At 55.8% G+C, this 24,791-nt stretch carries 21 protein-coding genes and 1 pseudogene; 10 read left to right on the forward strand and 12 right to left on the reverse strand.

Going from position 1 to position 24,791, the window contains the following annotated elements:
- Nucleotides 1–84 precede the first annotated feature (84 nt).
- From HHI26_RS18670 to HHI26_RS18680, 3 genes are read right to left on the reverse strand one after another with little or no spacing between them, the layout of a single operon-like run.
- Nucleotides 85–1,740, reverse strand: coding sequence for an iron ABC transporter permease (locus HHI26_RS18670; RefSeq protein ID WP_133844294.1), 1,656 nt, complete (start codon nucleotides 1,738–1,740; stop codon nucleotides 85–87).
- 44 nt (nucleotides 1,741–1,784) lie between these two features.
- A complete protein-coding gene (locus tag HHI26_RS18675; protein ID WP_133844292.1) occupies nucleotides 1,785–2,759 on the reverse strand; it encodes an ABC transporter substrate-binding protein in 975 nt (324 codons plus the stop codon).
- The gene (locus tag HHI26_RS18680; protein WP_133844289.1) at nucleotides 2,756–3,460 is read right to left on the reverse strand and encodes an ABC transporter ATP-binding protein; all 705 of its coding nucleotides are present in this window, start codon (nucleotides 3,458–3,460) and stop codon (nucleotides 2,756–2,758) included. Before HHI26_RS18680 ends, HHI26_RS18675 begins: the two co-directional genes overlap by 4 nt.
- A gap of 151 nt (nucleotides 3,461–3,611) precedes the next feature.
- Between HHI26_RS18680 and HHI26_RS18685 the strand changes: the two genes are divergently transcribed.
- The gene (locus tag HHI26_RS18685) at nucleotides 3,612–4,820 is read left to right on the forward strand and encodes an MFS transporter (RefSeq protein ID WP_133844287.1); all 1,209 of its coding nucleotides are present in this window, start codon (nucleotides 3,612–3,614) and stop codon (nucleotides 4,818–4,820) included.
- A 119-nt stretch (nucleotides 4,821–4,939) separates the two neighbouring features.
- Here the strand turns inward: HHI26_RS18685 and HHI26_RS18690 are convergent, their stop codons facing one another.
- On the reverse strand, nucleotides 4,940–5,755 hold the full coding sequence (locus HHI26_RS18690; protein WP_133844285.1) for a TIM barrel protein: 816 nt from the start codon (nucleotides 5,753–5,755) through the stop codon (nucleotides 4,940–4,942).
- A 573-nt stretch (nucleotides 5,756–6,328) separates the two neighbouring features.
- Between HHI26_RS18690 and HHI26_RS18695 the strand changes: the two genes are divergently transcribed.
- A complete protein-coding gene (locus HHI26_RS18695; RefSeq protein WP_133844282.1) occupies nucleotides 6,329–7,834 on the forward strand; it encodes a CoA-acylating methylmalonate-semialdehyde dehydrogenase in 1,506 nt (501 codons plus the stop codon).
- A 47-nt stretch (nucleotides 7,835–7,881) separates the two neighbouring features.
- Complete coding sequence (gene iolB / locus HHI26_RS18700; protein WP_133844279.1) at nucleotides 7,882–8,703, forward strand: 5-deoxy-glucuronate isomerase; 822 nt, start codon at nucleotides 7,882–7,884, stop codon at nucleotides 8,701–8,703.
- Between the two features lie 155 nt (nucleotides 8,704–8,858).
- Here iolB and HHI26_RS18705 read toward each other — a convergent pair whose 3' ends face one another.
- Complete coding sequence (locus HHI26_RS18705; RefSeq protein WP_159337799.1) at nucleotides 8,859–9,713, reverse strand: MurR/RpiR family transcriptional regulator; 855 nt, start codon at nucleotides 9,711–9,713, stop codon at nucleotides 8,859–8,861.
- A gap of 243 nt (nucleotides 9,714–9,956) precedes the next feature.
- Complete coding sequence (gene iolC, locus HHI26_RS18710; RefSeq protein ID WP_167864246.1) at nucleotides 9,957–11,879, reverse strand: 5-dehydro-2-deoxygluconokinase; 1,923 nt, start codon at nucleotides 11,877–11,879, stop codon at nucleotides 9,957–9,959.
- A 597-nt stretch (nucleotides 11,880–12,476) separates the two neighbouring features.
- Between iolC and iolD the strand changes: the two genes are divergently transcribed.
- From iolD to iolE, 4 genes are all read left to right on the forward strand, one after another.
- Nucleotides 12,477–14,417: a 3D-(3,5/4)-trihydroxycyclohexane-1,2-dione acylhydrolase (decyclizing) gene (gene iolD, locus HHI26_RS18715; protein ID WP_159337803.1), complete on the forward strand. Its 1,941-nt coding sequence runs from the start codon at nucleotides 12,477–12,479 to the stop codon at nucleotides 14,415–14,417.
- 199 nt (nucleotides 14,418–14,616) lie between these two features.
- On the forward strand, nucleotides 14,617–15,630 hold the full coding sequence (locus tag HHI26_RS18720; RefSeq protein ID WP_167864248.1) for a Gfo/Idh/MocA family oxidoreductase: 1,014 nt from the start codon (nucleotides 14,617–14,619) through the stop codon (nucleotides 15,628–15,630).
- A 91-nt stretch (nucleotides 15,631–15,721) separates the two neighbouring features.
- Nucleotides 15,722–16,606 carry a sugar phosphate isomerase/epimerase gene (locus HHI26_RS18725; RefSeq protein ID WP_133844269.1) on the forward strand — a complete coding sequence of 295 codons (885 nt, stop codon included), beginning with the start codon at nucleotides 15,722–15,724 and terminating at the stop codon, nucleotides 16,604–16,606.
- 44 nt (nucleotides 16,607–16,650) lie between these two features.
- Complete coding sequence (gene iolE / locus HHI26_RS18730) at nucleotides 16,651–17,547, forward strand: myo-inosose-2 dehydratase (protein ID WP_133844267.1); 897 nt, start codon at nucleotides 16,651–16,653, stop codon at nucleotides 17,545–17,547.
- A 58-nt stretch (nucleotides 17,548–17,605) separates the two neighbouring features.
- Here iolE and HHI26_RS18735 read toward each other — a convergent pair whose 3' ends face one another.
- Together HHI26_RS18735 and HHI26_RS18740 are read right to left on the reverse strand one after the other, a co-directional pair.
- The gene (locus tag HHI26_RS18735) at nucleotides 17,606–18,166 is read right to left on the reverse strand and encodes a DcrB family lipoprotein (protein ID WP_133844265.1); all 561 of its coding nucleotides are present in this window, start codon (nucleotides 18,164–18,166) and stop codon (nucleotides 17,606–17,608) included.
- A gap of 218 nt (nucleotides 18,167–18,384) precedes the next feature.
- The gene (locus HHI26_RS18740; RefSeq protein WP_133844263.1) at nucleotides 18,385–19,050 is read right to left on the reverse strand and encodes a 7-cyano-7-deazaguanine/7-aminomethyl-7-deazaguanine transporter; all 666 of its coding nucleotides are present in this window, start codon (nucleotides 19,048–19,050) and stop codon (nucleotides 18,385–18,387) included.
- Nucleotides 19,051–19,256: 206 nt separating this feature from the next.
- Here HHI26_RS18740 and tusA point away from each other — a divergent pair, with 206 nt between their 5' ends.
- Nucleotides 19,257–19,502 carry a sulfurtransferase TusA gene (tusA, locus tag HHI26_RS18745; RefSeq protein WP_133844261.1) on the forward strand — a complete coding sequence of 82 codons (246 nt, stop codon included), beginning with the start codon at nucleotides 19,257–19,259 and terminating at the stop codon, nucleotides 19,500–19,502.
- A 239-nt stretch (nucleotides 19,503–19,741) separates the two neighbouring features.
- Here the strand turns inward: tusA and HHI26_RS18750 are convergent, their stop codons facing one another.
- Nucleotides 19,742–22,009, reverse strand: a complete 2,268-nt coding sequence (locus tag HHI26_RS18750) for a zinc/cadmium/mercury/lead-transporting ATPase (RefSeq protein ID WP_159337807.1) — start codon at nucleotides 22,007–22,009, stop codon at nucleotides 19,742–19,744.
- A 310-nt stretch (nucleotides 22,010–22,319) separates the two neighbouring features.
- The gene (locus tag HHI26_RS18755; RefSeq protein ID WP_133844257.1) at nucleotides 22,320–22,946 is read right to left on the reverse strand and encodes a lysoplasmalogenase; all 627 of its coding nucleotides are present in this window, start codon (nucleotides 22,944–22,946) and stop codon (nucleotides 22,320–22,322) included.
- A gap of 152 nt (nucleotides 22,947–23,098) precedes the next feature.
- On the opposite strand from HHI26_RS18755, the gene HHI26_RS18760 reads away from it, so the two are divergent.
- Nucleotides 23,099–23,458 carry a DUF2500 domain-containing protein gene (locus HHI26_RS18760; RefSeq protein ID WP_133844255.1) on the forward strand — a complete coding sequence of 120 codons (360 nt, stop codon included), beginning with the start codon at nucleotides 23,099–23,101 and terminating at the stop codon, nucleotides 23,456–23,458.
- 64 nt (nucleotides 23,459–23,522) lie between these two features.
- Here HHI26_RS18760 and HHI26_RS18765 read toward each other — a convergent pair whose 3' ends face one another.
- Both HHI26_RS18765 and rsmD read right to left on the reverse strand, forming a co-directional pair.
- Complete coding sequence (locus HHI26_RS18765; RefSeq protein WP_133844253.1) at nucleotides 23,523–23,792, reverse strand: DUF1145 family protein; 270 nt, start codon at nucleotides 23,790–23,792, stop codon at nucleotides 23,523–23,525.
- Entirely contained in the window at nucleotides 23,782–24,387 is a 606-nt protein-coding gene (rsmD, locus tag HHI26_RS18770; RefSeq protein ID WP_133844251.1) for a 16S rRNA (guanine(966)-N(2))-methyltransferase, read from the reverse strand. The genes HHI26_RS18765 and rsmD overlap by 11 nt, the downstream gene beginning before the upstream one ends.
- Before the next feature lie 174 nt (nucleotides 24,388–24,561).
- On the opposite strand from rsmD, the pseudogene HHI26_RS18775 reads away from it, so the two are divergent.
- Nucleotides 24,562–24,791 (forward strand): annotated as a pseudogene (locus HHI26_RS18775) (signal recognition particle-docking protein FtsY); the annotation flags it as partial.

The raw sequence follows: 24,791 nt of genomic DNA on the forward strand, positions 1-24,791 counted from the left end.
GGTGACAATGGAAAGGTATGCAGGTGTTGGGTCGGGGTCGGGCACGCGGGTGTTTCGTAGGGGTCGGGCACGCCCGACCCGGATTTATCCGCGCTCGCGTCGTTGCAGGATCGCCAACGCAGTGAGCATCAACGCCAGCCCGGTGCCCATCGCAATGCTGGCCATCGCCATTCCCTGACCCACGGAACCCTGCTCGAACTGACGCCAGATAAAGACCGATACTGTCTGGGTGCCCGCCGGGGCCAGCAGCAGCGACGTCACCAGCTCGCGCGAGGCGATGGCAAACACCATCAGCATTGCGGCCAGCAGGCTGGGGAACACCAGCGGCAGCACGATATGGCGCAATGCTGCCCAGGCGCTGGCGCCGTGCACACGCGCTGCCGGCTCCAGGTTGCTGCCCAGTTGTTTGAGCGCGCTGCTGACATAGCGCACCGGCCAGGGCAGCAGCAGGCAACAGTAGGAGAGCAACAGGATCGGCCAGCTGTTATAGGGTGTCAGCGGCCAGAACGGCTGATTCCATAGCAGGATCAGCCCAACGCCGACCACCACGCCCGGCAGCGCGGCCGGGAGCAGAGACAACGCATCGATCAGCGCAGCACCGCGAATACGCCGTACCACCACCAACCAGGCCGCCAGAAAACCTAACAACCCGGTGATCACTGCCGCGCCGAGCGCCAGGCCGAGGCTGGTGGAGAGCGCCGTCAGGGCATCACCCTGTAGCGCAAACAGCGCCGCGAAATGGCGTAGCGTCAGATTGCTGAGATGCATCCCGCCGGATAGCGTGGAAAGCAGTGACGTCAGCAGCATGGAGCTCATCGGGAGCACCACCATCAGTAACGCCATCAGGCAAAACAGCAGCAGCACCGGTGCGCGCCAGGCACCGAGCGAAATGCCGCTGTTCTGCGCGGGCTTGCCGTTAATACTGGTGACATCTTTGTTGCCGACCAGCTTCTTCTGCAAAGCGAACGCCGCCAGCGCCACCATCACCAGCAGCATGGAGAGCAGCGACGATCCCGGCAGGTCTATCGGCCAGTCTGCCAGGCGCTCCTCAATACCAACGGTCAACATCACCACCCCCGCACGTGAACCGAGCGCGGCGGGAACGCCATACTCCTCAATCGCCAGAGTAAAGGCCAGCAGGATGCCGGCGGCCAGCGCAGGCAGCAGCATGGGTAGGGTAATGTGCCAGAAAGCCCGCCATGCGCTGGCGCCATGTACCCGTGCCACGATGGCCAGCTGCTGTCCGCTCGCCAGCAGACTGCGCGATACGGCAAAGTAGACCACCGGGAAAATATTCAGCGTCATCACCAGCGTAATGCCGCCCTGACTGAACAGTAGATCGTTGAGATCGAGACCGATCGCCTGATACAGATAGCCGTTATGTTGCAGCGCCAGCATCCAGCTGAGGGCAGAAATATAGGGTGGAGTCAGGAACGGGATCAGCAGCAGCAGATCCCAGATACGCGCCAGCGGCAAATGAAACAGCCCGCGCAGCGTGCCGAGAGGAATGCCGACCAGCGCACTGAGCAACGCTACGCTCAGGCCGGTTTTCAGCGTACCGCTGAGTAGCGCGGGCAACTGCGGATCGGCCAGCAGCGTCGGGATCGGGGTAAAGGCACCGGCCAGCGATCCCTGTGCCAGCGCGGGAAACAGCGCCTGTAGCAGAATAAACAACAGCGGCAGAGCGACCAGAATAAGCAGCAGCGCCACGGTCAGCAGCGGAAGTAAACGAGAGGTCATTGTGGGTTCCTGCGGGGCGACGCAGAGGCGCCGCCCGGGGAGAATTAAGGATGGCTGAACAGTGTGCCAAAGCGTTGCAGGACGGAGCCACGGTCGGCGTTACCACCGCTTTGGGCTGGCAGAATGTTCAGGTCACTGAGCAGTGGGCGTTTTGCGCCGACGTCAGAACGTGCGGGCATTAACCAGGCATCGGCCACTTTCTGTTGCCCCTCTTCCGACAGCACATAGTCGATAAAGGCTTTGGCATCCGCCGCGTGCTGCGTACTTTTCAGGATCATCATCGGACGTGGTGCCACCACCGTACCGCTGGCCGGGAAGATCACTTTGATCGCTTCACCCTCCTGAATGCTGTTATAGGAAACGTAATCCACTGCGCCAAAGACGGCGGCTTTTGCGCCCTGTAACACCGGGGTCAGCGCCTGAGCGTTAGGCCCGGCAATCACCATCCCGTTCATCTTCAACTGACTGAACAGCTGCCAGGCCCGGTCGCCCATGCTGTTTTGCAGGCCGATAAGCAGGTCAAGCGAGGCACCGGAGAGCGAGGGATCGGGGGTGGTTACGCGGTCTTTAAAGGCTGCACTGGTCAGGTCGTTCCACTCTTTCGGCTCCGGGGTGCCGCTTTTGGTATTCCAGACAATCCCCAGCGCTGAAATGCCCTGTGCCACATACGCATCGGTTTTGAACGCGGCGGGCACCTTTTCGGCATTCGGGCTTTGATAGGGCAGCAGCCACTCACGCTTCTCAAGCTCTTCGGCCGTATCCCAGGAGGCGGAGATCAGGATGTCGGCCTGAGGATTCGCCTGTTCGGCCTCCAGTCGTGCCATGACCTTGCCGGTGGTGGCCTGGAAAATATTGACCTTCACGCCGCTCTGTTTCTCAAAGCCCGCCGCGAGGCTTTTCGCCAGCGATCCCGGCCCGGCGGTGTAAACCGTCAGCGCCTGTGCGTCATTCATTATCATGCCGGAAGATAACAGCATCGCGAAAAGTGCTCCTTTTTTCATCGAGTTTAACAAGGTCATGCGAGTTCCCCAGAGAGTGACGTAACGGTTTGAAGTGCAGAAACGGACCCGGCAGACAGCCAGACGATACGGTCAGCCAGCATTTCGGCTTCGCTGCGATCGTGGGTGACATACACGGCGGTCGTACCGAGCTGGCGCAACAGACTGGCCATCTCGCGACACAGAGATTCACGTAAATCGCGATCAAGATTGGAGAGCGGTTCATCGAACAGCAGAATCTTCGGTTCCGCGATAATCGCCCGCGCCAGCGCTACGCGCTGCTGCTGCCCCCCGGAGAGATCGGCGGGTTTACGCCCGGCGAAATCCGCCAGCCCAACGCGTTGCAGGGCGGCCATTACCCGCTCATCGCGTTCGCGCGCAGCAACCCGGCGCATCAGCAGGGGAAAGGCAACGTTCTGCGCCACGCTCATATGCGGCCACAGGGCGTAATCCTGAAAGACCATGCCGATGTCGCGTTGTTCAGGGGGCAGGCAGTGGCCCGGGCTGGCAATCAGGCGTTCGCCAAATTGCAGCGTGCCCTGCTGCGGTTGCAGCAATCCGGCCAGCAGTTTCAGAAGGGTACTTTTGCCGCAGCCGGAGGGGCCAAGCAGGGCGACAATGCTGCCCGCCTCGATATGAAGGTCGAGATGGTTGAGCACCGTCTGCGTGCCGAAGGCATAGTGGATGCCTTCCAGCGTGACGGAAGTGGGGGAACAGGTCATCTTGTTATCCTCTTTGGGACTTTGTGCGGGGAAGTATAGGGAGGCTGTATGACGGATTTATGGCGGAAGAAAGACGCCAGCGCTAGCTACCGGTTCTGCTATTTCGCGTATAGTGGCATTTCATCCATTTTTCCCTGCGAGCAGGATTTTCATGTCTGAGCAGCCCGTCGGAGCCATATCGCTAAGTGGCTTTCGCTTAAATCTGCGTATTTTCTCCGTAGTGATGTTCAATTTCGCCAGCTATATGACCATCGGTTTACCGCTGGCTGTGCTGCCTGGCTATGTCCACGATGTGATGGGCTACAGCGCCTTCTGGGCGGGGCTGGTGATCAGCCTGCAATACTTCACCACGCTGTTGAGTCGTCCCCATGCCGGGCGCTATGCCGACCTGTGGGGCCCGAAAAAAGTGGTGATTGTTGGCCTGTGCGGCTGCTTTATCAGCGGGATTTGCTACCTGCTGGCGGCGTTGAACAGTGGGCTGCCGTTGCTGAGCCTGCTGCTGCTGTGTGCAGGCCGGCTGATACTTGGCGTTGGACAGAGCTTTGCCGGGACCGGCTCAACCTTGTGGGGGGTTGGGGTGGTGGGATCGCTGCATATTGGCCGGGTGATCTCCTGGAACGGGATTTTCACCTACGGGGCGATGGCGATTGGCGCACCGCTTGGTGTGGCTATTTATCACTGGGGCGGCCTGATGCTGCTGGCAGGGATTATCACGGCGATTGCGCTGGTGGGTATTCTTCTGGCGTTACCACGAGCCCCGGTGAAAAGCAATAAAGGCAAGCCACTGCCATTCCGCGCTGTGCTCGGCCGCATCTGGAGTTTTGGCCTGCTGCTGGCAATGGGATCGGTGGGTTTTGGCGTTATTGCGACCTTTATCACGCTGTTTTATCAGGATAAAGGGTGGGATGGCGCGGCCTTTGCGCTGACGTTGTTCAGCGTGGCCTTTGTATGTACCCGGCTACTGTTCCCCAATGCCATTGCCCGCCACGGCGGGCTGAATGTGGCGCTGGTCTGTTTTGCGGTGGAAGCCATCGGCCTGTTTATGGTCTGGGGGGCGTGGGATCCGTGGCTGGCACGTGTCGGTGCGTTGCTGACCGGAGCCGGGTTCTCACTGGTGTTCCCGGCGATTGGCGTGGTGGCGGTAAAAGTGGTGCCGCCACAAAATCAGGGCAGTGCGCTGGCAACCTATACGGCGTTTATGGATCTGGCGCTGGGCATTACCGGACCGCTGGCAGGCCTGGTGATGAGCTACGCGGGTGTGCCGATTATCTATCTGCTGAGTGGGCTGCTGGTTTGTCTGGCGATGGTGGCCACGTTGCGGCTGAAAAAAGCGACCCCCGAAGGGGTCGTTGTCAAATGACACAGATAAGATGAAGATATTTGCCGCCTGTCGGGTCGGGCATGCCCGACCCCTACGACAGCGTGGAATCCCGTAGGGCCGAGGCATGCCTCGCCCGCTGTCAATGCGACTCCCGTTGATTAATTCTGCAACAATGCAATGCTCTGGCGGATCTCACGTTCGATATCCGCCGCACTCCAGTTATCCATTACTGAAGCAAATGGCTCGAAGGCGTAAACACCTGTGTAGCCCCGTTCTTCAAGGCGCTGCACCTGCCAGACGCTTTTCAGCAGGTCATCCTCACTCAGCATCAGACGCTCTTCATCAGTCAGCTCGTTCACCGGGCGGCCATCGATGACACCAGACAGATGCACCAGGCCAATCTGGTTCACATCAATGCCGTTGGCAAAGTCCTGCTCAGCGCCTTCATACAGATGGTGGTGGAAGGTATCCAGCACCATTTTGAACGGCACCCCCGCCTGTTGAATCAACTGCTGTGCCTGGCCTGCGGAGCGCAGTGAACTCACCGGGAAGCCCAGTGGCTCAACCAGGCCTTCCACGCCGTAGCGCGCAAACAACGGGGCCAGCGTGCTCAGTGCCTTCTGCGTGTCTTCGGCTGAAATTTTTGTGCCGTCATTAAGTGGGCACATGACCAGCGCTTTCGCCCCAATGCCCTGTGCGTCTTTCAGCAGACTTTCGGCACGGGCCAGCAGGTCATCACTGATCTGGTTAAACGGATACAGTGCGTTGATGGTGACAATGTCCAGGCCATACTTTTCTGCCAGATCGCGAACCTGCTGGTGGCTCAGGTTGTCTGTGACGCTGCCGCCTTTCATATCGTTACGCAGTTCAACTTTATGCAGGCCCAGCTTTTGCACTAGTTGGAAAAATGCCTCGATGCTGAGGGCAGGTGCAATTTTACGGTTAATACAAAAACGGGTTGGATCGATAGCCATCGTGTGGCTCCTGTTGAGTAGGGTAGGAAGGTAAAAAGTTCATCCCTGTCATGCGTTCAAGCGGCATGGCAAGGGTTGCCTTTCTGCCACCCGACACGTCAGGGCGTACCGCCAGCCATTTTTGTTAACGCCGAGGCTGGTCGGTGGTCATGCACAGGCCATAAGAGAACATTTATTTCATATATAGTGAATAATGAAATTTAAATTTTTAGATCCGTCTCGCAAAATTTCACTCAACACCGGATAAAACCAGCATAAATACAGAGTAATCCTGGCGTTTTAGTGGGGCCAAACGTGGCGTTATGTGACCGTTGTCCTGAAACGACTGCTCCGCGCACCGCCTGAGCTGAGGGCTTTTTTTACCCGTGTCCATTCCCGGGGTGAAATGGCCGGGGCTCTACCCCTGAAAAATGCGATCCAGGCCGCTAAAAACGAATTTTCTAAAGTGAAATATTTGAAAAATTTATTTCAATATTATACTGTCTCAACACGAATCAAGGTTTTGCCCGGCAAGGCAGCGGTATGACGTCAGACTGCCTGCGAGGGAAACTCATACTTCAAAGAGGCCAGCACATGACTATCGTAGGAAACTTTATTGGCGGTAAAACTTCTTTCAGCGCCAGCAACGAAACCATTCCGATTTACGATCCGGCAACCGGTAAGCCGGTGCGCGAACTGACGCAGAGCACCAGTGATGAAGTCGCCAATGCGATTGCCGTTGCACACGAAGCATTCGATAGCTGGTCACGTACTTCTCCACTGCGCCGCGCCCGTATTCTGTTTAACTTTAAAGCACTGATGGAAGAGCATCGTGATGAGCTGGCCGAGTTGATCGTCAGTGAGCACGGTAAAGTCTGGTCAGATGCGCTGGGTGAACTGACTCGTGGTCTGGAAGTGGTGGAGTTTGCCTGCGGTATCCCGCACCTGATCAAAGGTGAGAACTCTGCTGATGTTGGTACTGGCGTTGACAGTTACTCGCTGATGCAGCCACTGGGCGTTGTGGCCGGTATCACCCCGTTCAACTTCCCGGCGATGGTGCCACTGTGGATGTTCCCGATTGCGCTGGCTTGCGGTAATACCTTCGTGCTGAAGCCACCGGCACTTGACCCGTCAGCGTCCGTACGTATGGCTGAACTGCTGACCGAAGCCGGCCTGCCGGATGGCGTGTTCAACGTGATCCACAGCTCGAACGAAAATGCTGAGCAGTTGTACAAAGATCCACGCGTTCAGGCTGTGAGCTTCGTCGGTTCATCCGGTGTGGCCGAGCACATCTACACCACCGCCAGCGCCCACGGTAAACGTGTGCAGGCCTTCGGCGCAGCGAAAAACCACGCTATCGTGATGCCGGATGCCGATCTGGATGCGACGGTCAATGCCATCATGGGCGGCGCGTTCGGCTCCGCCGGTGAACGCTGCATGGCACTGCCGGTTGTGGTTGCTGTGGGCGACGACACCGCAGACAAACTGATTGCTGCACTGACTCCGCTGGTGAAAGCCCTGCGCGTTGGCCCTGGCATTCACAAAGGCAAAGACGAAAACGAAATGGGACCGGTTGTTTCTGCTGCGCACCAGAAGAAAGTGCTGGGCTACATCGACAAAGGTGAAGCAGAAGGCGCGAAACTGGTGGTTGATGGTCGTGGTATTCAGGTGGAAGGCAATCCTGATGGCTACTACGTTGGTGGTACGCTGTTCGATAACGTCACCACGGATATGGTGATCTGGCGTGAAGAGATCTTCGGACCCGTACTGAGCATCGTGCGTGCGCCTGACTACAAAACGGCACTTGACCTGGTGAACAGCCACGAATTCGGTAACGGCAGCGCCATCTTCACCAGCAATGGTCATACCGGTCGCGACTTCGTACGTGAAGTGCAGGCGGGCATGGTTGGCGTTAACGTACCGGTTCCGGTACCCATGGCCTTCCACAGCTTCGGCGGCTGGAAACGCTCCGTGTTTGGGGCACTGAATGTGCACGGGCCGGACGGTGTGCGCTTCTACACCCGCATGAAAACGGCCACCGTACGCTGGCCGAGCGGTCAGAAAACCGTATCTGAGTTCAGCATGCCTACGCTGGGATAATTAAATATGGGCGAGGTGCGCCTCGCCCCTGTGAACAGAGAGGCTGTATGTCATTGCTATCCAAAGTAAAACAGCCGGATGCGCAGGGCCGTATCCAGCACGTCACCCCGGAAAGCGCTGGCTGGCGCTATGTTGGTTTTGATGCATATCAGTTGAAGAAGGGCCAGACGCTGACGCTTGAGAGCGGCAGCAAAGAGCTGTGCCTGGTGCTGGTTGCAGGGCTTGCCTCCGTGAAAACCCGTCAGGCTGAGTTCCCGAACATCGGCAAACGTATGTCACCGTTTGAACGCACTCCCCCTTACTCTGTGTATGTTCCGCACAACGAACAGGTTGTCGTGGTGGCAGAGTCTGACCTTGAGCTGGCGGTGTGCAGTGCACCGGCGACGGAAGGCAAACTGCCTGCACGTCTGATCGCGCCTGAAGATGTCGGTGTTGAGCAGCGTGGTAAAGGGAATAACAAACGCCTGGTACACAACATTCTGCCTGACGATAAGCCAGCGGACAGCTTGCTGGTGGTGGAAGTGTATACCGACGAAGGGAATACCAGTTCGTACCCAAGCCATAAACACGATCAGGAAGATTCACCTGATGAAACCTACCTGGAAGAGACGTATTACCATCGTTTCAACCCGGATCGCGGTTTCGCGATGCAGCGTGTTTATACCGACGACCGTTCGCTGGATGTCTGTATGGCGCCTTACAATCAGGATGTGGTTACCGTTCCGCGTGGTTATCATCCGATGTCGACCGTTGCAGGTTATGACAACTATTACCTGAACGTGATGGCCGGGCCGGTGCGTCTGTGGAAATTTACCTGGGAGAAAGATCATGCCTGGGTGAACAGCGATGAGTATCCCCGCAAAGGATAATCCCGCATGGACGATCGTCGCGGGGTCAGGCATGCCTGCCCCCTACGAAACCACCATTGACGTAGGGGCGCGGCATGGCTCGCCCGATGGCGCAATAAAAGGTTGATGTTAAAACGAGCGATAAAACGGGTGGCCCTCACAGGCTACCCGTTTTTTTATGGGCGGGGTTTATTCGGGTCGACGTTGGTCAGTGCCAGCGACACGGCCAGCGTCTGGGCCAGGCATAGCGAGGCGACCTGGGAACGGAAACCATCCACCTGCGCTTCACGCACCACAAAACAGACATCACTGAAGGCGGCGAGTGGGCTGACCTGGCTGTCAGTAATCGCGATCTGATGTGCGCCACGTTTTGCACCCAGCTCCACCAGCTCAACGGCTTCGCGTGCATACGGTGAGTAACTGATGGCAATCACCACGTCTTTCGGGTTCACCATGCTCAGCTGCTCGGCAAACATACCGCCCAGGCCGTCGATCAGAAACGCGCGGCGCTCCAGATGACGCAGAGCGTAAGTCAGATAGGACGCCACGCTGAATGAACGGCGTAAACCGATAACGTAAATGTTGTCAGCCTCATCCAGCATCTTCACCGCTTTTTCCAGCTGCTCAGGATTGACCTGCATCGCCAACTGTTGCAGCGCCTGCGAGTTGACCATGGTGAACACATTGAGGATTTCAGCCGGGCTTTCCGGGGCGCTGGCCGTTTCATCGGTGGCGGTCTGGCGGAACAAACGTGCGCGTTCGGTGTAGTTGACCGTCTCTTCCATCAGATGCTGGCGGAACACCTGCTTCATTTCATTGAAACCACTAAACCCAAAGGCATTTGAGAAGCGGATAAGCGTAGAGGGTGGGACATCAGCCTGCTGAGCGATAGAGGCAACGGTATCAAAGGCGATGCTGTTGCTGTTATCAAGAATATAGCGAGCCACCTGCTTCAGGCGTTTACTGAGAGTGTCGTAGCGGCGACGGATATCGTCCTGCAACAGAGAAAGTTGGGTCGGATTATTAGTCATTAACGGCTCGCAAAAAGTAAAATAGTGTTCTTCTGTGCGTTATTCTACCAGATGAACAAAAAATTTCACTTGATGACGAAAGCAGCGGCTTCTATTTCATCAGGGTTGGGAATCAGTTCACAAAATCGTAACCTTCTGCGTGCGCCGCGCAAAATAATAAATTCGTTTCAAAAAAAAAGGGTGACCCTGTACCAGGTCACCCTTATGGCCGTACCGTACATATACGGACGGCTGTACGGCGTTTTATTTCGCCGGACGCGCCTCACGCCAGTAGCCGATCAGCGTCAGGTAGTTACTTTTTACCTTCTCAATCAGTGCGGCATCATCCAGCTCACCCTGCAACCACTGACGTGATGGCTGGCCGAAGATGGTGCGACCCACGGCAAAGCCTTTCACCCACGGTGATTTCGCGGCGGCAGCAAAGCCTGCTTTCAGTTCAGCTTCCGGTGCATCCAGGCCCAGCAGCAGAATGCCACGGCAGTGTGGATCGTGCTTTTCAATCAGCGCGCTGATGGCTTCCCAGCTGGCGTGTGACAGCGGAGGCAGCTTCCACCAGTCAGGCTGAATGCCCAGGCTGTAGAAATGGGTGAGGATCTCCAGATAATATTTCTCATCTTTATCCGGGTTGCTCTCCGGCAGGATCACTTCCAGCAGCAGCTCATGACCAGACTTGTTACAGCCGTTCCACACATCGAGGATCAGCGCATCCTGTTCCTGACGCATCTCTGCGCTGTCTTTCGGATGATAGAAAGTCAGACATTTGACCACGTGCTCCTGCGGCCAGTCGATCAGCTGGGAACCGATGTTGCCGTGTTCCAGACGCAGCGGACGTGAGCTGGGTAATTCGATAGGGCGACCAATCCACCAGCCTTTACCGGTGATGGCATTTAGCGCGGGCTGACCATAAGTGGTGTCTGCCAGGATACCGCAGCGGCCATCGTCCAGACCGGCTTCTTTCGCCGCAGCCTGCGCGCCCTGTAACAGCAGCAGCTTCAGGTCGGGAATACGTGCATCACTGACGCCCGCTTCTGCTGCCATATCGGCCAGCTGTTTACGGTGGTCAAAGGCAAAAATGTTCAGTTCGTTCCACTGCTGCTTACGGGTGGTCACGCGGTGCAGGTGGTTGAGGCGGCTGTCGAGATCCGGACGTTTCACGTCTTTGTCACGGCTCAGGAAGTCGTCCAGCTCTTCTTTAGTCGGCATGGCCGGGGCGCAGCCGTGGCGGGAAACAACCAGCGCGCCGCAGGCATTCGCGTAACGGCAGGCCTGCTCCCAGCTTTCATCGTTGAGCCAGCCGCGCAGCAGGCCAGACATAAAGGCATCGCCTGCACCGAGTACGTTCAGCACGTCAACGCGCACGCCGGTTTGCAGTTTGGTCTGTTCCCAGCTGTCCGGGATTTCGCCTTCAAAGACCACACAACCCAGCGGGCCACGTTTGCACACCAGCGTGGCTTTTGTTGCTTTACGCACATTTTTTAGCGCAGTCAGGCTGTCGGTGCTGCCACCCGCAATGTGGAACTCTTCTTCTGTTCCCACCACCAGATCGAAATAGTGCAGCACTTCCTGCAATTGCTGCGTGACACGCTCGGATTCCACAAAGCGGGTTTCGCCATCGCCCAGTGAGGTCAGGCCCCACAGAACCGGACGGTAGTCGATGTCCAGTGCGGTACGCAGACCATGACGACGTGCAATATCCAGCGCTTTCAGCACGGCGGCGCGGGTATCAGGATGTGACAGGTGCGTACCGGTTACGGCAACGGCACGCGATGAGGCGATGTAATCTTCCTGGATATCATCCGGGACCAGGCCCATATCGGCGCAGTTATCGCGGTAGAACACCAGCGGGAAGGTTTCCTGATCTTTGATCCCGAGGATCACCAGGCCGGTCAGGCGGGTTTTATCCGTAATCAGGCTCTGGGTATCACAGCCCACGCGTTGTAACTCTTCGCGCAGGAAGCGGCCCATGTGTTCATCACCGACACGTGCCAGCATGGCAGATTTCAGACCCTGAATCGCTGTGCCATAAGCAACATTGCCAGAGGAGCCACCAAGATACTTTGCAAAGGAGGTCTCATCTTCAAGGCGCGCACCGATTTGCTGGCCATAAAGGTCGACAGCGATGCGCCCGATACAAATCACATCGAGCGGCTTCTGTTGTGTACTCATACCTGTTGTTTCCTCTGTTTTTTACCCTGCCTCCTTGCCGTTTAACTGCCACGTCAATGATTGTGGGTAGTGCCGATGCTGTTGAGCGTTTCCAGCAGATCGGAGCCATCAGCCCGATCACATCCGGATCTAACATGTAGCGAAGTATGAGGAATAAAAATTCCAAATTCAATATGAAATGAAATTATTGCCCCAAAAGTGTGAGGAGGTTAAAACTCTTGCATCGTGGATTTCGCTACCCGGTGGGGCAGTGGCGTTTCACGGCATTACAGAGATGTGAGCGGCCTCTCAACTTTCTTAACGCGCATCAGGGAACATATTGAAGTGAAACGATTTTTCTCTTTTGGAAGTAAAGGTATTGTTATCGTTTCATTTACCCGATGTAAATCACCCCATTTACCCCCGTTGCACCGCAGAATTTGATCTCACTCGCAAAATGAAATGTTTCTTCTGTAATTGTGTTTAGTGAAAAAAATATTTGTTTATAATCGGCTCACGTTTCACTTATAGCTGTCGCCGTTTTGATCCCAAGGCGACCACAAATGCGAACCTCGGTGGACCTTATGATGTGGCCACCGATACTGAAAGGAAGAGCAAATGGGCAAGATCAGATTAACCACAGCACAGGCTCTGGTCAGATTCCTGGACAACCAGTATCTGTCGGTAGACGGCGTTGAAACCAAATTTGTTAAAGGTATTTTCGCTATCTTCGGCCACGGTAACGTACTGGGCTTAGGCCAGGCGCTGGAACAGGATAGCGGCGATCTGGTGGTCTACCAGGGTCGTAATGAGCAGGGCATGGCGCATGCGGCCATCGGTTTTGCCAAACAGAAACTGCGCCGCGAAATTATCGCCTGTACCTCATCCGTCGGTCCGGGTGCCGCGAACATGGTGACAGCCGCCGCGACCGCGACCGCCAACCGTATTCCTTTGCTGCTGCTGCCTGGTGATGTGTTTGCCACCCGCCAGCCGGACCCGGTTCTGCAACAGATTGAGCAAAGTCACGATCTGAGCATCAGCACCAATGATGCTTTCCGCGCTGTCAGCAAATACTGGGACCGCGTCAGCCGTCCGGAGCAGCTGATGACCGCCTGTATTAATGCCATGCGTGTGTTGACCGATCCGGCCGACACGGGTGCGGTTACGATCTCACTGCCGCAGGATGTGCAGGGTGAAGCCTATGACTTCCCTGACTACTTCTTCCAGAAACGCGTCCACCGTCTGGAGCGTCGCCTGCCCACCGAAGGCCAGCTGGCTGATGCAATCGCACTGATTGCCGGTAAGAAAAAACCGATGATCATCTGTGGCGGCGGGGTGAAATACTCCGGCGCGGGTGATGCATTGCGCGCCTTTGCTGAACGCTACAACATTCCCTTCGCTGAAACCCAGGCGGGCAAAGGCACCATCGTTTCTGACCATCCGCTGAACGTTGGCGGTGTGGGCGAAACAGGCTGCCTGGCGGCTAACCTGCTGGCAAAAGAAGCGGACCTGGTGATTGGTATCGGTACACGTTACACCGACTTCACTACCGCCTCGAAATGGATTTTCCAGAATCCGGACGTCAGCTACGTCAACATTAACGTCAGCAACTTTGATGCCTACAAGCTGGATGCTGTTCAGGTGGTGGCTGATGCGCAGGAAGCCCTGACCGCACTCGACAGCCGTCTGGCGGCAACCGGCTTCAGCAATGGCTGGGGCGAAAAAGTCTCACAGGCGCAGAGCAAACTGCTGAAAGAAACCCAGCGTGTTTATTCTTCCGTCTACAGCGGCACCGACTATGTGCCGGAAATTGATGATCATATGGATCGCGAAGCGGTATGGGCTGAGTTTAACCGTCTGACTGGCTCCTTCCTGACTCAGAGCAGCGTACTGGGTACGCTCAATGAGCGCCTCCCAAAGGATTCAGTGATTGTCGCGGCAGCGGGCAGTCTGCCGGGCGACCTGCAACGTATGTGGCGCACCAAAGATTACAACAGCTATCACGTCGAGTATGGCTATTCCTGTATGGGCTACGAGGTCAGCGCTTCACTGGGCGTTAAGCTGGCCGAACCGCACCGTGAGGTCTTCACGATGGTGGGTGATGGCTCCTTTATGATGCTGCACTCCGAGCTGGTGACCTCGATCCAGGAAGGCGCGAAGATCAACGTGATCCTGCTGGATAACATGACTAACGGTTGTATTAACAACCTGCAGATGGAGCACGGTATGGATAGCTTCACTACCGAGTTCCGTTTCCGTAATGCCGACGGCGGCAAACTGAACGGCGGCTTTGTGCCGGTCGACTTCGCCGCTATCGCCGGTGGCTACGGCTGTAAAACCTATCGCGTCACCACCCTGGAGCAGTTGCAGGCGGCGCTGATTGATGCGCAGAAACAGACGGTATCAACGCTGATTGATATTAAAGTTCTGCCAAAAACCATGATCCACAAATACTTCAGCTGGTGGCGCGTAGGCGGTGCCCAGGTGTCCACATCAGAGCGCGTAGACGCCGTGGCCCAGATGCTGAACGAACATATCGACCAGGCGCGTGAATATTAATTATACCCTTCATTCTTCACGCTGCAGGTGCGTTGGCTGCGCCTGTTCACCCCAGTCACATAGTTATCTATGCTCCTGGGGATTCGCAGGCTTGCCGCCTTCCTGCAGCGAGAATTATTTTGGGTATAAACATTTGTTGTTTATTTAACGGGCATTTTTATTTCGCCCGCTCTTATCCCCCTACATGTAAGGATCTGTCATGACATTAAAATTAGGTGTAATCGGAACGGGCGCTATCGGCCAGGAACATATCCGTCGTTGCAGTAAAGTACTGCAGGGCGCGCAGGTGGTGGCGGTTTCAGATATCAACGTCGAGGGTGCCAAAGCGGCCCTGGCACGCATTGGTATTGAAGCGGAAGTGTTTGCCAACGGCCATGACGTGGTGAAATCACCGAACGTTGATGCGCTGCTGGTAACCTCCTGGGACCCGACTCACGAAGAGTTCACTCTGGCGGCGATTGAAGCCGGTAAGCCGGTATTCTGTGAAAAGCCACTGGCGATGAGCGCGGAAGGTTGCCGTCGCATCGTTGATGCCGAAATCAAATTTGGTAAACGTCTGGTGCAGGTTGGCTTTATGCGCCCCTACGATAGCGGCTATCGTGCGCTGAAAGAGGTGATCACCAAAGGTGAAATCGGTGAGCCGCTGATGCTGCACTGCGCACACCGTAACCCCACCGTGCCGGAAAGCTATACCACCGATATGGCGATCACCAATACGCTGATCCACGAGCTGGATGTGCTGCGCTGGCTGACCGAAGATGATTATAAATCGGTGCAGGTGGTGTTCCCACGTTCCACGTCGAAAACCCACGCTAAACTGCGTGATCCTCAGGTGGTGCTGTTTGAAACCCGTAAGGGCATTCGAATCGACGTGGAGATCTTCGTGAACTGTGCTTACGGTTATGACATTCAGTGTGAAGTAGTGGGTGAAGAAGGTATCGCCAAACTGCCAGAGCCATCCGCCGTACAAATGCGTAAAGACGCCAAACTGTCTACGTCTATCCTGACCGACTGGAAAGACCGTTTCATTGATGCCTACGATGTTGAATTACAGGCATTTATTAACGACGCCACCGCAGGCAAGCTGACCGGGCCATCCGCCTGGGACGGCTATGCTGCTTCTGTCGCTGCCGATGCCTGCCTGAAAGCGCAGGAAAGCGGTGCGATTGAGCCGGTGGAACTGCCGCAGCGCCCGGCTTTCTACAATAACTGATCGCCAGGTTATAGGCCGGACGCGCTTAACCCCCGTCGACATGACGGGGGATCACCGTAAAACAGCGTACTGATTTATCACGGAGAGTCTGATGAAAATTGCCTTTGATGTTGATGTCATTCGAGATTTAGGCATCACAAAAATGGTTCACCAGGTGGCTGACTGGGGCTACAAATATATTGAGCAGTCCCCGCATCCGCAGATCAACCCGTTCTACAAACATCCCAAAGCCAGCCGTGAAATCATCACCGAGTACAAAAACGCGCTGCGTGAGACCGGGCTGGAAATCTCCTCTTATATCGTTGTGTACCGCTGGTCCGGTCCGGACGAAGCGCGCCGTCAGGCCGCCGTCAGAAACTGGAAACGCATGATAGAGATCGCGGTTGAAACCGGTGTGCAGGTGATTAATACCGAGCTTTCTGGTAACCCGAACGAACCTGAAATCTGTGAAGAGATGTTCTATCGCTCGATGGAAGAGCTGCTGCCTATCGTCGAACGTGAAGGCATCCGCATCGAAATCCAGTCCCATCCGTGGGATTTCTGCGAAGAGAGCAATGAAACCGCCGACATGGTGAAATCGTTTCGCAGTGAGAATGTCAAATATCTCTACAGCGTGCCGCACACCTTCTTCTACGACAAAGGGAAAGGGGATGTGAAAAGCATGCTGGAATATTCCGGTGTCGACCTGTCGCACGTGCTGATCGCGGACACCATGAATCACACCAAACACTGCCGCTATATTGTGAACCCGCCTGGCGTTGATGCCACGATTCACCAGCACGTGGGTGTGGGCGAAGGGGAAGTCGATTTCCAGACGCTGTTCCAGACGCTGCGCGATATGGACTTTGCTAACCGCACGTTCAAAGTCGGTGGTGAGTCAATTATTGCCTCTTCGCTGTTCGGTTACCCGGAAAAAATGAATCGTCAGGCAGTGGAAACACGCGAACTGATCGAGCGTGAGCTGCTGAGAAAATAAAGCAGGGCGGCAGTGGCCGCCCGGTGAACCTTTGAGGTAACACCATGAACAAAGATAACGTCAAACTGGCTATTGCACCGATCGGCTGGACTAACGATGACATGCCTGAGCTGGGTAGCGAGAATACTTTCCAGCAGATCGTCAGTGAAATGGCGCTGGCAGGTTTTACAGGCAGTGAAGTGGGCAGTAAGTACCCGCGCGATCCGGCGGTGCTGAAGCCGATGCTGGACATCCGTGGTATCGAGATCGTCAATGCCTGGTTCAGCACCTTCTTTGCTAACGGCGATAAAGCGAAAACCATTGATGAATTCATCAACCATCGTGATTTCCTGCATGCGATGGGGGCAAAAGTGATTGGCTGTTCAGAGCAGAGCCTGAGTATCCAGGGCACCACCAAAGCCGTGCTGGAAGAGAAACCTCACTTTACCGATGAACAGTGGCGTCTGACGGTGGAAGGCTATAACGAGCTGGCGAAACTGGCGGCTGAGAAGGGCATGACAGTGGGCCTGCATCACCATATGGGCACCGGTATTCAGACCACTGCTGAAGTGGATCGCTTTATGGCCGAGACCAACGATGATGTTTATCTGCTGTTCGATACCGGCCACGCTTACTACTCTGAAGGATCCCAGGAAGCCATGCTGGCCATTCTGACGAAATACCTTCCGCGCATTAACCACGTGCACTTAAAAGACGTGCGTGATGAGATTGTGGCGCAGGTGAAGAGTCAGAAGTTGTCATTCCTTGATGGCGTGAAGAAAGGCACCTTCACCGTTCCGGGTGATGGCGTGATTGATTTCGATCCGGTGTTTAAAATTCTCGATGATTTCGGCTACAAAGGCTGGATGGTGGTGGAAGCGGAGCAGGACCCTGCGCTGGCTAATCCGTTCGAGTATGCAGTTAAAGCGCGTAAGTATATTCGCGAACACGCCGGGCTGTAACGGCCAATAAAAAGCCCCCCGCACCAGAGATGCGGGGGGCTTTTTTTATGCCATCAGATTATTTCAGCTGAATGGTGCTGATAATGCTTTCCGCTTCGGTTTGTGCCTGCTGCTGGTTTTCCGCAGGCAGCGTGATCTGCAGTGTCAGCAGCTTGCCATCGACTTTACCCAGAACCACAGAAGACCATGAAGACTGGTTATTGGCAGAGATCACGGTGTCCAGTTGCTGTAACGGCTGGCCTTTCACGGTAATGGCTTTGTTGGTCACGACCTGAAGCTGTGCATCACGATTACGCTGCTGCGCTTCAAGACGACCTGCCAGCACATCCAGACCTTCGTTCGTGCTCTCACCATCAATCACGATGATCGCTTTCTGGCCTGACTCATCCGCATAGACGTGCATATTGTTCGCCTGAGTGCCGAGCTTGCCGCTCTTGTCAGACATGCCTGCCGGCAGGGTGAAGCTCAGTTTGCCATCCATCAGAGTGACATTCTGATTGGACTGACTGCTGCTGACGCCATTATCATCGGCGGCAGCTTTCTCATCTTTTTTGCCATCACAGGCAGCCAGTCCAGCTACCAGCAGCGCGATTCCGGCATATTTCAGTAAGTTACGCATCAGGGTTCCTTTCACATTGGTCGCGTAGAGATCAGGTGCTTATACAATCGTATTCAGCCTTCAAAAGCAACTTATACCCGTCGTACTTCACGCTGCAGCTGTGTTGGCTGCGGCTGTGTGCCCTGGTCACATAGTTATCTATGCTCCCAGGGACTTACAGCCTTGCCGCCTTGCTGCAGCTCGAATGACTTGGGTAAGTAATGATTATTGAATTCAGATTAACCGAAGTTGACGCGGGTGCTATTGGATTTCTCTGCTAATCGTTTCAGCGCGGCATTCAGCAGCACGCCGTAAGCCGGCAGGAAGAACACCATGCAGATGAGCACCTTGAAGCTGTAATCCACCAGGGCGATCTCCACCCAGTGGGTGGCCATAAACAGGTCAGGACTTTTATAGAAGGCAATAAAGAAGAAAGCGAGGGTATCGCTGATATTGCCGAGGAACATCGCCGCCGCCGGTGCCATCCACCAGGCGGCTTTCTGGCGCAGGCGGTTGAACACGTGGATATCGAGGATCTGGCCGAGCGCATAGGCCATAAAGCTGGCGCAGGCGATGCGGGCAACAAACAGATTCATCTCTTCCAGCGCCGCGAAGCCCTGCCATTCGCCCTGATAAAACAGTGCGGAGATGGTATAGGAGATAAACAGCGCCGGGATCATCACGGCGAGGATAATGCGTCGTGCCAGAGGGGCACCGAAAATCCGTACCGTCAGGTCAGTCGCCAGGAAGATAAACGGGAAGCTGAACGCACCCCAGGTGGTGTGCAAACCAAAAATTGCGACCGGTAGCTGCACCAGATAGTTACTGGAGGTGATCACCAGCAAATGGAAAAGAGACAGCCAGACCAGCGCATGGGTGCGCTGACGCGTAGAAAAAGCGATCATTGTTGTAAGCCTTTTTAGATTGGGGTGAGGGAACCCATGAAAATTTGTCTGTGTTTCGCTCAGGCGAATTCGCGGCATATTACCGCTTTGACCTGCTAATGCAATGGTTAATTTTAACGCAAACGTTATCGTTGCAGGCAATCCTTGCACACGCACCGACTGGCGCTAAAATAGACGCCGTCCGTAACATAATGACTGAGAATATCATGAGCGACCTTTTCGCCAATCCCGATCAGACCCTAGATGCGCTGGGCCTGCGCTGCCCGGAACCGGTGATGATGGTGCGCAAGACTGTGCGCCATATGCAGGACGGTGAAACCCTGTTGATTATCGCTGATGACCCGGCCACCACGCGTGATATCCCTGGCTTCTGCCGTTTTATGGAGCATACGCTGGTGGCTCAGAACACCGATGTTCTGCCGTATCAGTTTTTGCTGAAGAAAGGATTGTAAGGTGTGGGTCGGGCATGCCCGACCCCTACGACAACCCGGCACTATCCCAGTGGGCGATGCATGCCCGACCCCTGGGACAACCCGGCACTATCCCAGTGGGCGATGCATGCCCGACACCCGGGACAATCCGGTACGTTGCGCTATCCTGTCGTGGCGATGGATGCCTGGCCTCTGGTATACCCCCGGAACGTTGCATTACTCCGTAGGGGCGAGGCATGCCTCGCCCAACGTTTACCCCGCTATTTCTTTCGTAACAACCGCAGTGCGTTAGCGGTCACTAACGCTGTCGCCCCCGAGTCTGCCAATACCGCGAGCCACAGTCCCGTTATCCCCAGTAACGTCGTCACCAGGAACAGCCCTTTCAGCCCCAGCGCCAACGCCACATTCTGGCGGATATTGGTATGGGTTGCGCGCGACAGGCGGATCATCGCGGCCAGGCCATTAAGCCGGTTATGGGTCAGTGCGGCATCGGCGGTTTCCAGTGCGACATCACTGCCGCTGCCCATTGCAATACCGATGGTAGCGGCCTTCATCGCCGGAGCATCATTAATGCCGTCACCGACCATTGCTACCGGCTGCTGCTGATTAAGCTGGCTGACCGCCGCGACTTTATCTTCCGGTAACAGGCCTGCGCGGTAGTCAATATTCAGCTCAGCGGCGATGGCCGCCGCCGCGCGCGGATTATCGCCCGTCAGCATCACGGCCTGGATGCCCAATGACTTCAGCTCGTCCAGTGCAGCTTTGGCATCGGCACGCAGCGTATCGCGCAGCGCGATGATTCCCAGCAGCTGCTGGCCATCATGCATCAGCACCACGGTATTGCCCGCGTTTTCCAGGGTTTCCACGTTCTCACGCTGCGGTGCCAGCAACGCTTCAGGCAGTTTTGATGGTGCGCAGATGGAAAGTAAGCGATCACTCACAACGGCTTCCACGCCGCTGCCCGCCAGGGCGCGTTGTGATTCGGCTCCAGGGATGGTCAGCTGTCGGTCTGTTGCCGCCGCCACAATCGCCAGCGCCAGCGGGTGGGAGGAACCCTGTTCAATGGCGGCAGCCGTTGCCAGTAACTGATCCTCATCCAGTGCGGCCAGCGGCAGAATAGCGGTGACCTGCGGTTTGCCTTCGGTCAGGGTGCCGGTTTTATCAAAGGCGATGGTACGTACGCTGCCCAGGTTTTCCAGCGCCGCACCGCCTTTAATTAATGCCCCCCGGCGTGCCGCAGCAGCCAACCCGGAGGTAATCGCCGCCGGGGTGGAAATCACCAGCGCGCACGGGCAACCGATCAGCAGCAGTGTTAATCCTTTATAGATCCACGGTTGCCATTCAGCCCCCATAAACAGCGGCGGTACCAGTACTACTGCCAGCGACAGTGCAATAATGGCCGGGGTGTAGATACGGCTGAAGCGGTCGAGGAAACGTTCAATAGGCGCGCGCCGCTCTTCGGCTTCTTCAATCAGATGCAGAATGCGGTCAATGGCACTTTTACCGGGTTCGGACACTACTTCCAGCTGCACCAGTCGATCCACGCTCAGGCAACCAGCGGCGATGGTTTCATTTTTCTGGCGTTCAACCGGCACTGACTCCCCGGTGAGGGCACTTTCATCAAAGCTGGCAAAAGCACTGAGCAGTTTCGCATCGGTGGGCAGCCGCGCACCGGCGGCCACCTCAATGACATCTCCGGGGCGTAACGCGTTCACCGCCACGTTTTCACGCAGACCTGAACGCAGGCGTAGCGCTGTATCCGGCTTGAGTGCCATCAGCGCAGTCACACCTTTGCGTGCACGCCCGGCGGCAAAGGACTCCAGCCGCTCTCCCAGCATAAACAACAGCAGTACCATCGCCGCTTCTGCGGTAGCGCCGATAAACAGTGCGCCGAGAGCCGCAACGGTCATCAGGGTTTCAATGCTGAATGGCGACCCGCTGCGCATCAGACGCAGGGCGCTGCGGCCAATCGGCCAGACGCCAACCAGTGTGGTCAGGGTAAAGGCCAGCGTGCCTGCCGGATGATTCAGGCTACTCAGCAGTGCACTTATCGCCATCAGTACAGCCAGCAGAATCAGGTTCACATTCTCCTGCCAGAAACTCTGTTCAACTTTAGGTGCGGTGGGAGCATCGCTGCGCTGTAATTGAAAACCGGCGCGAGCCACTGCCCGTTCAACGTCATCACGGATATCGCTGCTGGCATCGACCCGCAGTTTTTCGCTGGAAAATACCACGCGCGCCATGGCTACCTGAGGAAGTTGTTTTACTGCGGTTTCTACCTTGCGTGCGCAGGCCGGGCAGTCCATCCCTGTCACCAGCCAGCTAAAGCTTAAAGCGCCAGTGGGCCTGTCGCCCTCATCATCGGGGTCGTTCCCCGAACTGCAGGCTGCATCTTCACAACAGGGGGCATCAACGCTGGCTGCGCTGACAGCGGTGATTTTTTGAATAACGGGGCGCGGGCGGGTGCTGCATCCGTGCTGTTGACTGGCGTGGTGGTGACCACAACCACATGAAGAGTGCTGGTGCATAACGCCTCCTGACAGGTATCGGCGGGCACCAATGCCCGTCGATACCCATCTTACACTCTGGAGTGGACTCCAGAGTCAAGCGCTATACCCGTCATACTTCGAGCCTCAGGTGCGTTGGCTGCACCCGCTCACTCCAGTCACATAGTTATCTATGCTGCTGGAGACTATGAGCCTCATCCGTGAGGCTCACCCTGCGGGCTTGCCGCGTTACTCGGCCTGGCCTCGCCCCAGGAGGGAAGCGCGTTGCGCGGTTCAAAAAGGCTAAAGCCTTTTAGTCCTGAAACTCGAATTATTTAGGGTATGGTACAAATTACAGCCACAGGGCGCGCACAATCATAAAGTGACCGCCGAAATAGCAGGCGGCGATAATCGCACTGTCAGCGCTAAAGCGGCGGCGATAATGGCTGACTAACCAGACGATGTTACCCAGCAGCAGCAATATTGCTCCGGCCATCAGGGTAAAGGCATCTTCGGACGGCAGAACAAAATAACGTTCCGTCGCCAGCCAGACCATCAGCAGTGCCATACCGAAAAAGGTGCAGATCGGCCAGCGCAGTTCTTCCAGACGGCTCCAGATCGTGGCGATTACCACGCCACCGACGATCAACAGCACTAATGGGATGGGCCAGAACACACTGAGCGTCATCTGGCTGGCGAAGTAGAGGGTATAAAGCAGGTGCGACAGGAAGAAAGCACCGATGGCATACAGCATACGTTTGGTGGGCAGTAACGTGAGCGCATCACCCACCAGTGTTGCCAGTACGCCCAGCAGAATCAGGTAATCAGTGGTTGCCAGCACCGGAGCCTGCCACGCCCAGGCCAGCAGCAGCAACATGGTGACGGGTTTAAATACCCAGCGTTGCCACTGTGGGCCACGATAGGAGGCATCAACATACAGCCAGCCGGAAAAAAGAACCGCAAGGAATGACCAAATCATAAATTGTCCCTGTTGTTATAGATGAAAGTGATGCAACTTCACTCAGTCTAGGTGAAGGGGGGGTGATGTGACAATGAGAGGTCTCCGGTTGTATCCTGTTGCGCACGCGATGCACATACTCACCTTTTTACCTTCAGGAGGATGAAGAAAACATGAAGCCCCCTCTGATCTTTTTTATCGTACTGGCCGTGATCGCCATCTTAGCAACCCGTCAATTTATTAAGCAGCGGCGTGAAGTGGCGGTTAATGATGCTTCGCCGGTACGGTCTCTGGTGGTGGAAGTGAAATCCAAGCGAGAATACCCGGCACCGAACCGCCGTTCACGCCAGCGCGAACATATTCCGGTAGAGGATATGCGTTATGAAGCCTGGTTCCACCCGTTAAACGGGGCAGGTGATTTTAAGCTGGAGTTAACTGCCGGGGACTATCATCAGATCGATAAGGGCAGTAAAGGTGAGCTGAAGGTCAAAGGTTCACGCTTTATCAGTTTTGTGCCTGAGACAGCACCCTGATGCGATGCCGGAAAATTATCTTTCCGGCACACAGACTCCGAACTTGATGAGGGAACGCGGTGGGTTACTGCTTAGGAAAATTCTTCTTTTGCCAGGCCAGCAGTTCAAATACCCCGAAGAAAAACACTTTAATCTGCATCAGGCCGCTCAGTTTTTCTGCGCCTTTCGGTTGAGTGGTGCGCATCAGCACCAGTTGCAGACCATGCATAATCACCATGAAAAACAGCGCGACGTTAACAAAGTACGTGAGCGGTTTCGGGAACGGGTGTACCACGTTAAGCAGTAAAAAGGCCCAGACGAACAGCATCAGCACGCGGCCTGCATTAATCAGCATTGGAAATCTCCTTGTCAACACGGTGACGAATATACAGGCGGTAGGCTACCTGTCCGGCAATTTTCTCGCGGTGAAGCTGCCAGTTTACCGGGACGGGCGGGATGCCGTGCTCCACTTCACTTTCAACATACACCAGCGCGCCATCGCTCAGCCAGCCGTTGCTCTCCAGTAACTGGGTGGTTTTCTCCAGCAGTCCCTGACGAAACGGTGGATCGATAAAGACCAACTGATGTTCATCCCCTTTTTGCGCCAGAAATTGCAGGGTGTTGGTATTGACCACGCGTCCGCTCTTCGCTCCAAGGGTCGCGAGGTTTTTTTCCAGCTGCTGTGCCACCGGGCGCTCCAGCTCCAGCAATGTGGCGCTGGCAGCATGGCGTGACAGTGCTTCCAGACCGAGTGCACCGCTCCCCGCATAGCAGTCGAGGCATTTTGCCTGCTGAATATCAGCGGCCAGCCAGTTGAACAGGGTTTCGCGTACCCGGTCAGTGGTCGGGCGCAGGCCCGCGCTGTCGGGAACCGGCAGCTTACGACCGCGCCACTGCCCACCAATAATACGTATTTGTCCTGCTGCGCCGCTGCGGGGTTTCTTATTCATCTTGCTGAACTCTTAATAATTTGTTGCATAGTTTAACGGGCTAACCGGGCGGAGGAAACGTAAAAAGGGTGCTGTGATGCGCTTGGCAGAAAGTGTTAGACTAAGAGATTAATTAACAGATTAATTTTCGTACCGGAACCGGATCGGTTTTCCCGCGAGGAGTGTGGTTGCACCATGGCAAAGAATAAAAAACGTGGCTTTTTTTCCTGGCTTGGTCTGGGGCGCGAAGAACAGACGCCACAGGATGAAGTAAAAGAAACGTTATCACCGCAGCCCTCTGCCGATACGCCAGCGGAAGTGCCCCCTGCCGCTGACTCTGCCCCTGAAAACGCTCACAACGCCGAAGCCGAAGCGGCTGCCCGTGCCGAAGCCGAAGCGGCTGCCCGTGCCGAAGCCGAAGCGGC

Origin of the sequence: Erwinia sp. JH02, assembly GCF_013074405.1 — a bacterium.
GTDB classification, from domain to species: Bacteria; Pseudomonadota; Gammaproteobacteria; order Enterobacterales; family Enterobacteriaceae; genus Erwinia; species Erwinia rhapontici.

Excerpts from the sequence above, each read along its gene's own strand:
- HHI26_RS18720 (WP_167864248.1), top strand. The coding sequence starts at position 14,617 with ATGACATTAAAATTAGGTGTAATCGGAACGGGCGCTATCGGCCAGGAA.
- HHI26_RS18735 (WP_133844265.1), bottom strand. The coding sequence starts at position 18,166 with ATGCGTAACTTACTGAAATATGCCGGAATCGCGCTGCTGGTAGCTGGA.
- HHI26_RS18765 (WP_133844253.1), bottom strand. The coding sequence starts at position 23,792 with ATGCTGATTAATGCAGGCCGCGTGCTGATGCTGTTCGTCTGGGCCTTT.
- HHI26_RS18725 (WP_133844269.1), top strand. The coding sequence starts at position 15,722 with ATGAAAATTGCCTTTGATGTTGATGTCATTCGAGATTTAGGCATCACA.
- HHI26_RS18740 (WP_133844263.1), bottom strand. The coding sequence starts at position 19,050 with ATGATCGCTTTTTCTACGCGTCAGCGCACCCATGCGCTGGTCTGGCTG.
- HHI26_RS18685 (WP_133844287.1), top strand. The coding sequence starts at position 3,612 with ATGTCTGAGCAGCCCGTCGGAGCCATATCGCTAAGTGGCTTTCGCTTA.
- HHI26_RS18675 (WP_133844292.1), bottom strand. The coding sequence starts at position 2,759 with ATGACCTTGTTAAACTCGATGAAAAAAGGAGCACTTTTCGCGATGCTG.
- HHI26_RS18680 (WP_133844289.1), bottom strand. The coding sequence starts at position 3,460 with ATGACCTGTTCCCCCACTTCCGTCACGCTGGAAGGCATCCACTATGCC.
- HHI26_RS18690 (WP_133844285.1), bottom strand. The coding sequence starts at position 5,755 with ATGGCTATCGATCCAACCCGTTTTTGTATTAACCGTAAAATTGCACCT.
- iolC (WP_167864246.1), bottom strand. The coding sequence starts at position 11,879 with ATGAGTACACAACAGAAGCCGCTCGATGTGATTTGTATCGGGCGCATC.
- HHI26_RS18695 (WP_133844282.1), top strand. The coding sequence starts at position 6,329 with ATGACTATCGTAGGAAACTTTATTGGCGGTAAAACTTCTTTCAGCGCC.
- rsmD (WP_133844251.1), bottom strand. The coding sequence starts at position 24,387 with ATGAATAAGAAACCCCGCAGCGGCGCAGCAGGACAAATACGTATTATT.
- tusA (WP_133844261.1), top strand. The coding sequence starts at position 19,257 with ATGAGCGACCTTTTCGCCAATCCCGATCAGACCCTAGATGCGCTGGGC.
- HHI26_RS18750 (WP_159337807.1), bottom strand. The coding sequence starts at position 22,009 with ATGCACCAGCACTCTTCATGTGGTTGTGGTCACCACCACGCCAGTCAA.
- HHI26_RS18755 (WP_133844257.1), bottom strand. The coding sequence starts at position 22,946 with ATGATTTGGTCATTCCTTGCGGTTCTTTTTTCCGGCTGGCTGTATGTT.
- iolD (WP_159337803.1), top strand. The coding sequence starts at position 12,477 with ATGGGCAAGATCAGATTAACCACAGCACAGGCTCTGGTCAGATTCCTG.
- HHI26_RS18705 (WP_159337799.1), bottom strand. The coding sequence starts at position 9,713 with ATGACTAATAATCCGACCCAACTTTCTCTGTTGCAGGACGATATCCGT.
- iolB (WP_133844279.1), top strand. The coding sequence starts at position 7,882 with ATGTCATTGCTATCCAAAGTAAAACAGCCGGATGCGCAGGGCCGTATC.
- HHI26_RS18760 (WP_133844255.1), top strand. The coding sequence starts at position 23,099 with ATGAAGCCCCCTCTGATCTTTTTTATCGTACTGGCCGTGATCGCCATC.
- iolE (WP_133844267.1), top strand. The coding sequence starts at position 16,651 with ATGAACAAAGATAACGTCAAACTGGCTATTGCACCGATCGGCTGGACT.
- HHI26_RS18670 (WP_133844294.1), bottom strand. The coding sequence starts at position 1,740 with ATGACCTCTCGTTTACTTCCGCTGCTGACCGTGGCGCTGCTGCTTATT.